Annotated in this window: 13 protein-coding genes; 2 read left to right on the plus strand and 11 right to left on the minus strand. The window is 37.8% G+C overall.

From position 1 onward, the window contains the following. Positions 1-14 precede the first annotated feature (14 nt). From N7931_RS02175 to N7931_RS02195, 5 genes are read right to left on the minus strand one after another with little or no spacing between them, the layout of a single operon-like run. Positions 15-623 carry an SCO family protein gene (locus N7931_RS02175; protein WP_262791602.1) on the minus strand — a complete coding sequence of 203 codons (609 nt, stop codon included), beginning with the start codon at positions 621-623 and terminating at the stop codon, positions 15-17. Further along, positions 623-1,528, minus strand: coding sequence for a heme o synthase (cyoE, locus tag N7931_RS02180; RefSeq protein ID WP_262791603.1), 906 nt, complete (start codon positions 1,526-1,528; stop codon positions 623-625). Before cyoE ends, N7931_RS02175 begins: the two co-directional genes overlap by 1 nt. A gap of 18 nt (positions 1,529-1,546) precedes the next feature. After that, positions 1,547-2,626: a COX15/CtaA family protein gene (locus tag N7931_RS02185; protein WP_316250560.1), complete on the minus strand. Its 1,080-nt coding sequence runs from the start codon at positions 2,624-2,626 to the stop codon at positions 1,547-1,549. Further along, complete coding sequence (locus tag N7931_RS02190; RefSeq protein ID WP_262791604.1) at positions 2,623-3,165, minus strand: hypothetical protein; 543 nt, start codon at positions 3,163-3,165, stop codon at positions 2,623-2,625. The genes N7931_RS02185 and N7931_RS02190 overlap by 4 nt, the downstream gene beginning before the upstream one ends. Further along, positions 3,135-3,890: an SURF1 family protein gene (locus N7931_RS02195; RefSeq protein ID WP_262791605.1), complete on the minus strand. Its 756-nt coding sequence runs from the start codon at positions 3,888-3,890 to the stop codon at positions 3,135-3,137. The genes N7931_RS02190 and N7931_RS02195 overlap by 31 nt, the downstream gene beginning before the upstream one ends. A gap of 22 nt (positions 3,891-3,912) precedes the next feature. Between N7931_RS02195 and N7931_RS02200 the strand changes: the two genes are divergently transcribed. Continuing rightward, entirely contained in the window at positions 3,913-4,116 is a 204-nt protein-coding gene (locus N7931_RS02200) for a DUF2909 domain-containing protein (RefSeq protein WP_262791606.1), read from the plus strand. A 40-nt stretch (positions 4,117-4,156) separates the two neighbouring features. Here the strand turns inward: N7931_RS02200 and N7931_RS02205 are convergent, their stop codons facing one another. The 5 genes from N7931_RS02205 to lexA all read right to left on the minus strand — a co-directional run bounded on the left by N7931_RS02205 (position 4,157) and on the right by lexA (position 9,206). Then, a complete protein-coding gene (locus tag N7931_RS02205) occupies positions 4,157-5,038 on the minus strand; it encodes a cytochrome c oxidase subunit 3 (RefSeq protein WP_262791607.1) in 882 nt (293 codons plus the stop codon). A gap of 3 nt (positions 5,039-5,041) precedes the next feature. Then, a complete protein-coding gene (locus N7931_RS02210; RefSeq protein WP_262791608.1) occupies positions 5,042-5,596 on the minus strand; it encodes a cytochrome c oxidase assembly protein in 555 nt (184 codons plus the stop codon). A 2-nt stretch (positions 5,597-5,598) separates the two neighbouring features. Beyond that, positions 5,599-7,191 carry a cytochrome c oxidase subunit I gene (gene ctaD / locus N7931_RS02215; RefSeq protein ID WP_262791609.1) on the minus strand — a complete coding sequence of 531 codons (1,593 nt, stop codon included), beginning with the start codon at positions 7,189-7,191 and terminating at the stop codon, positions 5,599-5,601. Between the two features lie 14 nt (positions 7,192-7,205). Then, entirely contained in the window at positions 7,206-8,327 is a 1,122-nt protein-coding gene (gene coxB / locus N7931_RS02220) for a cytochrome c oxidase subunit II (RefSeq protein WP_410369325.1), read from the minus strand. A gap of 255 nt (positions 8,328-8,582) precedes the next feature. Next, positions 8,583-9,206 (minus strand): transcriptional repressor LexA, encoded by a 624-nt coding sequence (gene lexA, locus N7931_RS02225; protein WP_262791610.1) that lies wholly within the window; start codon positions 9,204-9,206, stop codon positions 8,583-8,585. Between the two features lie 147 nt (positions 9,207-9,353). Between lexA and plsB the strand changes: the two genes are divergently transcribed. Next, the gene (gene plsB / locus N7931_RS02230) at positions 9,354-11,783 is read left to right on the plus strand and encodes a glycerol-3-phosphate 1-O-acyltransferase PlsB (protein ID WP_262791611.1); all 2,430 of its coding nucleotides are present in this window, start codon (positions 9,354-9,356) and stop codon (positions 11,781-11,783) included. A 28-nt stretch (positions 11,784-11,811) separates the two neighbouring features. On the opposite strand, the gene N7931_RS02235 is transcribed toward plsB, so the two are convergent. Then, positions 11,812-12,705: a phosphoribulokinase gene (locus N7931_RS02235; protein ID WP_262791612.1), complete on the minus strand. Its 894-nt coding sequence runs from the start codon at positions 12,703-12,705 to the stop codon at positions 11,812-11,814. Between the last annotated feature and the right edge of the window lie 225 nt (positions 12,706-12,930).

Raw genomic sequence — 12,930 nt, forward strand, 5'->3', positions numbered from 1 at the left:
GATTTTATTTTTCTTTATTTTGACAAAAATTGAACGACTGAAACTAATTGCTGATAATCAATTTTAGCTGGTTGAACTTTCATGTCCGGCTTTACTCTTGCCCGTAATCTACCTTCAGGATCAACAATCACCAAAGATGCAGAATGATTAACCAAATAATTATCCCCTTCTCCAGCTAATGAATATATCAGCCCCAATTCACGAGTAAAAGGTAATAACTTTGGATGCTGCGCCGTTGCAGCAATAAACTCAGGATGGAAAAAACGAATATATTGATCAAGTTGTTTGATATTGTCCCGCTGCGGATCCGCAGAAATAAATACAACTTGTAGATCTTGATTAGCTTGCTTTAAATCAGGATAAACTCGGGCTAAATCCGCTAAAGTGGTTGGGCAAATATCTGGACAATAGGTATAGCCTAAAAAAATAATACTCCAGTGATTTTTTAGACTATCCAGCGTTAAATTTGTGTGCTGATTATTGGTAAGCTCAAATGGGCTTAATATTCTTGCCGGCTCAAAAATCTGAACGTTATCAAAGTTATTTTGTGCCTTATCACCACATGAAGATAAAAAAACTAAACAAGTGATAAAAATTAAACGAGAAAAACTAAATTGCTTCATTAAAGACTCGGATCCACCAGCATAACAATAAACATCAGCATTAAATGCCATATCGAAAATTTAAACGTTTTATAAGCAAGCCCAGCTTTATCAAACCATTTTAATCTAACGGCATAACAAATAAACTGCAAATTAAGTACAAGGCTAATCGCTAAATACCAATACCCAAATAAACCGGATAACCAAGGTAGAATACTCACCAGAGTTAAAATAACACAATACAGTAAAATCATGGTTTTAGTAAACTCAACTCCATGAGTAATTGGTAACATAGGGATTTTAGCCTGCGCATAATCTTGCTTACGGTGTATTGCCAGTGCCCAAAAATGTGGCGGTGTCCAACTAAATATAATCAGCACTAATAACAGCGCGTTAGGGTCAATTGAGTTACTCACTGCGCTCCAACCTAATAAAGGCGGCATTGCCCCTGCTAATCCACCAATAACAATATTTTGAGGCGTCGCTCGCTTTAAATACAAAGTATAAATAAAGGCATAACCAACCAAAGATGCAAGTGTTAACCAAGCGGTTAATTGGTTAACCAAAAACCATAAAATCGCAAAACCTGAGATACCTAAACCACCGGCAAAAAATAATGCATTAAATGCACTAATTCGGCCTTTAACGATAGGTCTGTGATAAGTTCTGGCCATTTGGGCATCTATTTGAGAGTCAACCACATGATTAACTGCCGCGGCAGCTGCGGCTAAAAAGCCAATCCCAAGTAAAGTTGTTACTAATAAAGCAAAGTTAGGTAAAGCCTGATTTGGCAAATACACACCCACTAACGCGGTTAACAAAATGAGGGCGACAACCTTAGGTTTGGTTAGCTCAAAATAATCTTTTGCTCTGTCTTTCGCTCGACTAAGACTTGCTGTTTTTAAACTTAATGTTTCACTGCGCATATTAACCCCGTCTTTTAGTTAAGCTCTTTTGGTTGATTCGTTCAGTCTAAAATTTAAAGCTTGTTGGGAAGCATGTTTATAAAAAGGAAAAGCAGAAAAATAATATAAACTCACAGACATTACGCTCAGCAATAACAACGCAACCGCATTGTGCATAACGGCAACTAAAATGGGTAACGATAAGACAATATTAGCCACCCCTAAACTAAACTGAGCAGCCAGTAATAATAATAACGAGATATTAAACAAATAAATGTTTTTTACCGGCAACTTAGTATTCTGCGCTTGTTTTTTAAGTATCTGAAATGAAAATAAGCTCCATAAGATCAACATAAAGACAGTCACCACAGCCCAAAACCGATGGCCAATATGAATTGTCATCCGAGCAGAATAATCCAGCACACCATACAAATAAGTATCCGCCTGCGGGCTAATTAAATGAAAAGCATTTAAATCTAGTCTTTCCTGCCAACCGGGTTCACATACAGGTAGTTGTGTACAGGCTAACGCCGCATAGTTAGAAGAAGTCCAGCCACCTAATGCAATTTGAAATAGCAGCACAGCTAAACATAACCAACCAAATTTAGGGACTCGGCCTTTTTCTATTTTGCTGTAGGTTTTATTATCTGCTTGAGCATGGCTTAATTTTCGTTCAAGCAAAACCAACAAAACAAAAATACTAAAACCACCTAATAAATGCGCCATAACAATCACAGGCATTAGCACTAACGTCACAGTCCACATCCCTAAAATAGCTTGAAAACAGACTAAAGCTAATAAACCTGAACTGTATTTTTTGATACTGGCACTATAGGGTTTAATAAAAGCTGCCAAGGTAATAATCAAAATTAACAAACCTAAACTGCCAGCAAAGTATCGGTGGATCATTTCATTCCATGCTTTTTCAGGCTCAATTAATTGATTTGGGTATTTAGCCTGAGCAGCTTCAACCTGATGTTCGGCCGGAACAGTCAGATGGCCATAACAGCCGGGCCAGTCGGGACAACCTAAACCAGCATCGGTTAATCTTGTATAAGCTCCCAAAACCACTACAACAAAAGCTAAAACAATAGATAATCTGACTAAAGCTCTCATCATCCCACCCTAGATAATTTTAGCAATTTACGTAAATCTGCCAGCATGTGCTTCGCAGCCAAAATGTTATCTTCTCTTTGATTCATTACCTGATAACGTAAAATAATTTGCCCGAGCGGATCAGCAATATACACATATTCTGGCGCGAGTATGGTTAAATCTATTGTTGAAAAGTCTGGATGTTCTAAAGCTTTTATTTGGTTTTGATCCGTTACATATTGTGCAACTTCAACTCTGTCCGTTTCTCGCCCTAAAGCAGAGTCGGTCTGAGAAGCGAGATAAAAAGCCTCGTTACAATCTTGCTGGCAGCTAGAAGAAGCCGGAATGATGATTAACCATTTATGCTTGAGCGCATCAGGTAATTGCTGGGTATTTAACGATACAGCAGGCTGAATAAGCTCCCCCTGATTGGTCGATGCTAAATCAAACCATTGCCACTTTAACGCCAGATAAGCCAGCAAAACAGGCAAAATAAAGACTAAGCTGATTAATAATAAATTAGATTTGGCACTTATTGTTTTTGTTGGATTGACTTGTTCCATCTGCCCGCCTTAATCAAAATAATAATGCTTAACGCACCAGCTAAACCAAACCATTGAATTGCATAGCCGTAATGTTTTTTCGCTGGCATCACAATGGGTTGCCAGTGCGGCTTAAAAGCATCAACACTAAAATCATCTACCACTGCAAGTATAGGTAAAAATTCTAAATTTGCAGATTTGCTTAATACTTCAATATCAACCTGCTGGATAAATGAGTATGTTTTCCCTGCAATAATCTGAGTCCCCATAAAATAATTATGCTTAGGCACCACCAACCGAACAGCCAGATTTTCAACTCGCTCAGTTATCACATTAGGTAAGATCGGCTGCCTGTTTTGATTAATCGCAACCCAACCCAAATTGAGTAAAAGATAATAAGCTTTATTGCCTGATTTAACCTCTACAGCAACAATACAATCTGCCCCCACCTGATTATCCACAACCTGATTTTCAATAAACCAAACAAAGGGTTTAACAACTGAGCCTGTTAAATTCACTTTTACATCCTGATATTTAGCCCAAACAACTGACTTATCTAACAGCTCTGTTAGATTAACTCGATTCTGGCTATTCAGCATTGCTAATTTTTGTTGGCGATTTTGCTTTAGCTCTGCTCTGTCGAGCTGCCACAAACCCAATTTAATTAAAATGCTACAACACACTAAAAAAATTAATGAGGGCCAAATTTTTACAATTAACTGAAAACGACCTAAAGTTAAAATCACACACTAACCTGTTGAGAAACTTATGATTAAATTAATCATTGTTATTTTATTGTTTATCGTTATCTTTAATTTATTTAAAGCTCTGCTGGCGATGACCAAAAACGACCAATCCAAACAAATGACCAAAAGTTTAGGTCTAAGGCTTATGTTTTCGGTATTCACTCTTGTGTTTATTTTGCTTATGGTTGGGTTAGGCTTTATTACCCCCAATCCATCACCTTATTAATTAATCACTGATCTAAGATTGAATCCGTGCTTTGTTTAATTTAAATAATGTAAACAAAAACAAATAAACAAAGCCAAACCACATCAACAAAATGCCAGTACCAACTTGCGGATTGGAAAGCAAAATGATTATCCGGTGAAAAATGGCCGGCTAATACTCTAAAAAAGATAACGATTAAAAACAGAGTTCCCAAAGTGACATGCATACCGTGAAAGCCTGTTAACAAAAAGAAGGTATTACCATAAACACCAGAATCCAACTTGAGTCCTAAATCCTGATAAGCATGAATATATTCCTCTACTTGCAATACTAAAAAACTCATTCCCAATAAAATAGTTAAGCCCAGCATTAAGGTAAGTTGCTTACGCTTGTTGGCTTCCAAACCGGTATGTGCAAAATGAATAGTAATTGAAGAAGTTAATAAAATAATGGTGTTAATTAACGGTAGCCCCCAATAACCCATAGCTTGAGTTGTAGTACCTCCGGGAGTTGTTGTTAAAGGCCAAATAGCCTCAAAGCTAGGCCATAAGACTTCGGCTGTCATCGCGTTATTACTAGCGCCGCCCAACCAAGGAACCGAGATCATGCGGGCATAAAATAATGCGCCAAAAAATGCAGCAAAAAACATCACCTCAGAAAAAATAAACCAGCTCATTCCCTGACGGTAAGAAACGCCTAATTGAGCATTATGTAGCCCGGCTCTCGACTCACTAATTTGATCTTTAAACCAACCAAACATCATCACCAATAAAATGATAAAACCAACCAGTAGTATAAAACGTCCCCATCCTGCTTCACCGGTCTGGCTTAACTGAGCGACTAAATTACCTGCTCCAACAGCAACCAGAAAAAAACCGATAGCACCAACAATCGGCCACGGGCTTTGAGCCGGAACATAATAATGAGAGTTTTGCTCTGCCATAATTTATCTCCTCAACACTTGAGCAACAACTGGCTGTTCAATTGGATAAAGTGTGTACGCAAGGGTCAACACTTCTATGTTTTTAGGTAGATCTTTATCAATAAAAAATTTGAGTTTAAATTCGCTTACCCGCTCAGGTTCAAGCGACTGCTGATTAAAACAAAAACATTCTGCTTTATTTAAATAAAGGCTTGCCTGACCAGGTGATACAGACGGAATAGCCTGTACAATTTGCAAATGGCTAAGCGGATTATTAATTGTAAAAGTCACTTCTTTCATTTCCCCCGGATGCACTTGAAGATACTGAGCTTGCGGACGAAAAGTCATCTGTTTGCCGGTTTTATCAAAAGTCACAAATTCAATTTTAATCACTCGGGAGTCATCCACTAAACTTTGTGCAAGCGCATCCACCCGTTGAACACTTCTGCCGTTTAATCCGGTTAAATCACAAAACACATCGTATAAAGGCACCAAAGCAAAACCAAAACCAAACATAGCGACCACCACTAATAACAAGCGGTTCACTAATCGAGTGTTTGCATTGCTTTGATTAGCCATATTTATTTAATCTCTGGTGGGGTAGTAAATGTATGGTATGGCGCTGGAGAAGCAACTTCCCACTCTAACCCATGTGCCCCATCCCAAACCTTGGCCGGAACAGGTTCGCCCTGTTTTCGGCAAGCTTTTATAACCAAAGCTAAAAAGATTAATTGAGACAAACCAAATGCAAAACCACCTAAACTAATCAGTTGATTCCAGTTAGCAAACTGGATTGAATAATCCGGTATCCGGCGTGGCATACCTGCAAGGCCAACAAAATGCATAGGAAAAAACAACACATTGACTGAAATTAAAGAGCACCAAAAATGTAATTTAGCTAACCCGATGTCATACATCACCCCTGTCCATTTAGGTAACCAATAATAAGTAGCTGCAATTAAAGAAAAAATTGCGCCTGTAACTAATACATAATGAAAATGGGCAACCACAAAATAAGTATCATGATATTGAAAATCGACCGGCGTGATCGCCAGCATTAAGCCAGAGAATCCCCCCAAGGTAAAAAGTACAATAAAAGCAATTGAGAACAACATAGGCACTTCAAAACTTAATGCGCCTCGCCACATAGTTGCAACCCAGTTAAATACTTTAACCCCAGTAGGCACTGAGATCAGCATAGTACAGTACATAAAAAACAGCTCTGCGAATACTGGCATCCCAGTTGTAAACATATGATGCGCCCAAACAATAAACGATAAAAATGCAATCGAAGCAGTTGCATAAACCATTGAGGGATAACCAAATAATGGTTTTCGGCTAAAGGTAGGCACAATAGTAGAGATAATCCCAAAAGCGGGCAGAATCATGATATAAACTTCTGGGTGACCAAAAAACCAGAAAATATGCTGAAACATAACAGGATCGCCACCGCCTGCGGCATTAAAAAAGGATGTGCCAAAATATTTATCAGTTAATACCATAGTCACTGCACCAGCTAAAACAGGCATAACAGCAATTAATAAATAAGCAGTAATAAACCATGTCCATACAAACAATGGCATTTTCATCCATGTCATACCGGGTGCACGCATGTTCCAAATTGTCACTATCACATTGATTGCTCCCATAATGGAAGAAATCCCCATAATATGAACTGCAAATACAAATAAAGCTGTGCTGTCGCCACTATATGTGGTTGAGAGTGGCGCATAAAAAGTCCAGCCAAATGCAGGGCCACCGCCTTCAACAAATAAGCTGGCTAATAAAATTAAAAATGCAAAAGGTAGAATCCAGAAGCTAAGATTATTCATTCTTGGCAAAGCCATATCCGGCGCCCCAATCATCATAGGAATCATCCAGTTAGCCATGCCGGTAAAAGCAGGCATAACTGCACCAAATACCATAATAAGGCCATGCACAGTAGTCATTTGATTAAAGAAGTGAGGCTCAACTATTTGCAGACCGGGTTGAAATAGCTCGGCACGAATAACCATTGCCATAGCACCACCAACCAAAAACATAATAAAGGCAAACCATAAATATAACGTGCCTATATCTTTATGATTCGTTGTAAAAATCCAGCGCTTTATGCCTTTAGCCGGACCATGATGATGTTCAGTATCGTGAGATGCAGTTTCAGTTAATGTATTCATGTAGCGACTCCTGACTATTCTTGTAATAACTGATGAACATCTTTTGGTTGAATTAACTCACCAGAGTTAATTCCCCACGCATTTCGCTCATAAGTAACAACTGCTGCCACTTGTTTAAGCGTAAGTTGTTTAGCAAATGCCTGCATAGCAGTTCCTTTTTTACCATGCAAAACAATATCAATATGCGCTTTAACATCACCGGTTGTAATTGGACTACCTACTAAAGCAGGAAAAACCCCGGGTAAACCCATCCCATTCTGCTGATGACAAGCGGCGCAATATCCCATATATACCGACTCCCCCTCACTCATCAGCTCATCTTTTGACATGTTCATTGCTAATAAACGTTTTTCTTCTGCTTGGGCAGCGGCTTTTTCAGCTTTTTTATTTGCTAGCCAAGCATCAAAATCATCCGGGCTAACCGCTTCAACCACAACCGGCATAAATCCATGATCTTTACCACAAAGTTCTGCGCACTGGCCTCTGTATATGCCCTCTTCATTAACTTTGGTCCATGCTTCATTAATAAATCCGGGGTTGGCATCTTTTTTAACCGCAAAATCTGGCACCCACCAACTATGAATGACATCGTCAGAAGTCACTAAAAAGCGGACTTTTTTATTAGTCGGAATCACTAGCTGCTTATCAACATCTAATAGGTAGTTATCGCCTTTAATCCACTGCCCGCCAATTTGCTCTTTTGGGGTCGACAATAAACTATAAAACTCAATATCATGTTCAAGATATTTGTAGTGCCATTTCCACTGTGAGCCAGTCACTAAAATGGTTAAATCAGATTCTGACGGGTCTTCCATTGCAATAAGGGTTTTAGTAGCCGGAATAGCCATGACCACTAAAATAATAACGGGGATAATTGTCCAAGCAATTTCAACTTTTATACTTTCATGAAAATTAGCCGCTTTGGCACCTTTAGATTTTCGATGAAAAATAATCGCATAAAACATAGCACCAAAAACAATAATGCCAATCACAACACATATATAAAATATGGTCATGTGAAGATCGTAAACCTGTTGGCTAATGTCTGTAACGCCTGTTCTTAAATTTATATTGGAACGAACAAAGGCTTCATTGGCAAAAACTTCGGAATAATGCAATAAAGAAACTAAAGCCAAAATAATAGGTGACTTTTTAACCACAGCTTTTACTCCTTGTTATTTTAATAATGCGTTGTAAAAATGCCCGCGCAAAAACAAAGCATGTATAAAAATTAGACAAGGATTGTGAAATTTACAATTTTTTTATAAAAATAAAACAAGAGAATAAATAATAAGTTAGCGCAGAGCTTAAAAGATATATTAAAAAAATATGGGAGAAAGATAAGAAATGAACCGGTTAAAACATGGCTGCTTAACCGGTAAATAAAATAGCTAGATCCAATTAGAATTACGGATAACACCAACAGCCAAACCTTCAATTGCAAAGGCGGTTGTTTTAAGATCAACTTCGATAGGGGCAAAATCTTTATTTTCAGCAATTAAAGTCACTTTACTCCCTTTTTGCTGATAACGCTTAACAGTGACATCATCTTCTACACGAGCCACAACAACCTGCCCGTTAACCGCTGTTTGAGCTTTATGTACAGCTAATAAATCACCATCCATTATACCAATATCGATCATACTGTCGCCATGCACTTTCAATAAAAAGTCAGCACTTGGTTTAAACATGCCTGGGTCAACTTTATAATGATTTTCGACATGCTCTTGAGCCAAAATAGGAGACCCAGCAGCAACTTGCCCAATTAAAGGTAATCCCTCTTCTTCCGGCGAATCAGATTCATCCTGAATTAAACGAATGCCACGGCTTGTTCCAGCCATAATTTCAATCACCCCTTTTTTAGCTAAAGCTTTTAAATGCTCTTCTGCCGCATTAGGTGAACGAAATCCAAGAATTGCAGCGATCTCCGCTCTGGTTGGCGGCATGCCAGTTTCCTGAATGTTATCTTTAATGAGTTGTAAAATTTGACTTTGCCGTGGGGTTAAAGCTTTCATTTAATGTTTATCCATACAGTATACATTACTGTTAGTATATACAGGTAAGTTTAAAAGGCAAATAGAATATAAATTTAAATTGTTAGACTTGGGGTAAGCTTGCCATGCTACAATAGCCCAAAATAGTTACTTTTTTATATTGACTCAATGACTGACTTTAAAAAAATTTTTGCTGGTATCTTAAAACTGCCGATGAAACTTATCGTAAGCTCCAAAGTGATCTTAGATGAGTTATCTAGCGTTAAGTTAGGTGCTAAAAAGCAGCCTATTTTCTATGTTGTAAAACATGATTCACTTTCCGATTTAATTGCCCTACGCAATGCCTGTAAAGAAGCTGGTTTACCTGATCCATTTAAACCGGTTAAAGTAAATGACAAATTATTCCGTCGATATGTTTGTCTGGATAAATTATCTCCGGTTTTGACTAAAGCTTCTGGCAAAACAGATGCCCATCAACAAATGCAAATTGTATTAAATCAGCATGTTGAAGATCCTGAGTTAGATGCGCAGCTTATTCCTTGTTTTGTTAGCTGGGGGCGTTCACCAGGTAAAGAAACCAATAATATTCAAACTTTATTTGATCACCAAAAAAAACCAAACTGGCTTAAGAAAATTTTTGTCGTCTTGTTTTTAGGACGGGATAATTTTGTATCAGTTAACCAGCCACTTTCATTACGAATGGTTGTTGAACAGCACGGCTGCAACCAAGAAATAACACGAAAACTCTTACGTGTTGCCCGCTTTCATTTCCAACGTCAACAATTAGCAATGGCTGGTCCTAGGCTCTGGCAAAGAGAACAATTACTAACCTCTTTATTAGCGGCGCCAGCAGTGAAAGAAGCCATTAGTGATGAAGTAAAAACTAAAAATATCTCAAGTGAGCAAGCCAAACAGTTGGCTAAAACATATTTAGAAGAAATAGCGGCAGACTACCGAGATAGTTGGATTAGAATGGGTGATGCTGTTTTAACTTGGGTTTGGAATAAACTATATTCGGGTATTAATGTTACCAATGGCGAAAAAGTTAGAAAACTAGCTAAAGAAGGTCATGAAATTATTTATATGCCGTGTCACAGAAGTCATATGGATTATCTTTTACTGACTTATGTAATTTATCATCAGGGGCTAGTTCCACCACATATTGCAGCAGGTGTAAATTTAAACTTTTGGCCAATGGGCGGTATATTTCGCCGCTCTGGCGCATTTTTTATGCGTCGTTCATTTAGAGGGAATAAACTCTACTCTGAAGTATTTAAAGAATATGTGTCTCAACTTGTTAGTAAAGGCCATTCCATTAAGTTTTATCCCGAATCGGGGCGCTCACGTACGGGTCGTTTGTTAAAACCTAAAACAGGTATGCTGGCGATGATTGTACAAAATATGTTTAAAGGCCAGGATAGACCCGTCACTATTGTGCCGGTTTATATTGGTTACGAGCACGTCATGGAAGTGAAAACTTATCTGAAAGAGTTAAGCGGCGAGAAAAAGAAAAAAGAGTCAGCCTTACACCTGTTTAGCATAGTTAAAAATTTACGCCATTTTGGTCGTGGTTATGTAAACTTTGGCGAGCCAATCAACCTCAATAAATCAATGGAAGTTTTTCAACCTGAGTGGAAACAAAATAACGAAGCTAATTCAAAGCCAAGTTGGCTACCAAATTATATCAATAATTTAAGCCATGAAGTCATGTGTAATATAAACCATGCAGCTGCATTAAATGGTGTTACCCTCAGTGCTATGTGTTTATCGGTTGCTAATCAACATACTCTTTTTAATGATGATTTAGTTCGCCAAATTAATATTTATTTAGATTTACATAAATCAGCGTCCCCATTTTCAAACTTAAGTTTTCCGCCAGAAAACTCAATTCAGGAGTTAATAGATAATGCGGTAAAAATGGAAAAGTTTACTCAGGATAAAGAGAGTAATACAATTTCAATTCCAGAAGAAAGTGTGGTTGAACTCAGCTATTACCGAAATAATATTCTTCATTTATATATTATCCCATCACTGGTAGCGTGTATTATTCTTGAAGCGGGTACTATATCTAAAGCTGATTTATATAGCGAAATATCAAAGCTCTACCCAATAATTTCCAATGAGTATTTTTTATCAATCAATCCAAGCGCACTTGGCGAGCATTTGGATGAATGCATTCAGGTACTTGTAAAACATAATTTAGCGACTGAAAATGAAGAGAGTATTACTACAGTAAATCATGATCAACCTAACTATTTACAACTCCACCTACTCAGCCTAATTGTTCAGCAAACGTTGCAGCGATATGCCGTTGTATTGCATGCAATTGAAAACTCAGAACAAGGCCTAAGCCGTTCGGCATTAGAAAAAGAGTCATTGGAAGCAGCTAAAAACTTAGCTAAATTACATGATATAAAATCGCCTGCATTCACTGATAAATCAATCTTAAGTCAATTTGTTGGTGAGCTTAAAGAGCAGGAATTAATTGTAATTTTAGAGGAAGGACGCTTTGTGGCAACGGATACACTCAAAGCGCTTAGCTTAAAAATATACCGCCTAATTGATGGTGATATTTTAAATACGATAAAACATGGATAAAAATAAGTTAAGGTAAAAGCATTAGCTTTTACCTTAATAACCATTCTGTAGGGGTGATTTTTTTCCCTTTCTTTTTCATTAATTCTTCTATTAACGGCGTTATAATCAGCTCCATTGCTAATCCCATCTTCCCACCGGGGACCACCATTGTATTCACCCGAGACATAAAAGCCCCGTCTATCATCTGTAAATAGTAAGGGAAGTTAATACCTTTAGTTCCTCTAAAGCGAATAACGACAAAACTTTCATCTAAACTTGGAATATCTTTGGCAGAAAAAGGATTTGAAGTATCAACCGTTGGTACTCGCTGAAAGTTAATATGAGTCCGGCTAAACTGTGGTGTTATGTAATTAATATAATCGTCCATACTACGCACAATAGAAGCCATTACCGCCTCATGACTATGCCCTCTATCCGTCGTATCGCGGATAATTTTTTGAATCCACTCTAAGTTGATAATAGGTACCATGCCAATTAAAAGATCAACATGCTTTGCTACATCGTTTTCTTCTGTAACGACACCACCATGTAAACCTTCATAAAATAAGAGATCAGATTCAGGTAAGTCTTCCCAAGGTGTAAAAGTTCCTGGCATCTGATTATAAGGTACGGCTTCATCAAATGAGTGTAAGTAGCGTCTTAAACGTCCAGAACCAGTTTCCCCATAGGTTTGAAATAAATCTTCAAGCAAAGCAAAGTCGTTCGCAACAGGACCAAAATAGCTGATATGTCGTCCTTGTTCCTGTGCTTTTCTTATTTCAACTTCCATTTCAGCTCTGGTAAAACGGTGGAAACTATCACCTTCAACTTCAGCAGCTTTAATATCAAAGCTCCTGAATATATGCCTAAAAGCTTTTGTTGTTGTTGATGTTCCAGCACCGGAAGAACCTGTTATCGCAATAATAGGGTTTTTTGTGGACATAAATTATAGCCTTAAAAAGAATTAACCTATTTATACGGGAATCAATATAAAGATCAAGGGGTCAAAAACAGAATAAGTTTGAGTTAAAACTCATTCTGTTTTTATTTAATTTTGCTACGATTAAAAATCCAAACAAAAAAAGCCCGGCTCTTTCGAGTCGGGCTTAATATCTTGTGCTCATCTATCGAGCAAATTAAGAGCCTGGCAGTGTGCTACTCTCACATG

This window comes from Catenovulum sp. 2E275, assembly GCF_025515275.1.
Taxonomy (GTDB): Bacteria; Pseudomonadota; Gammaproteobacteria; order Enterobacterales; family Alteromonadaceae; genus Catenovulum.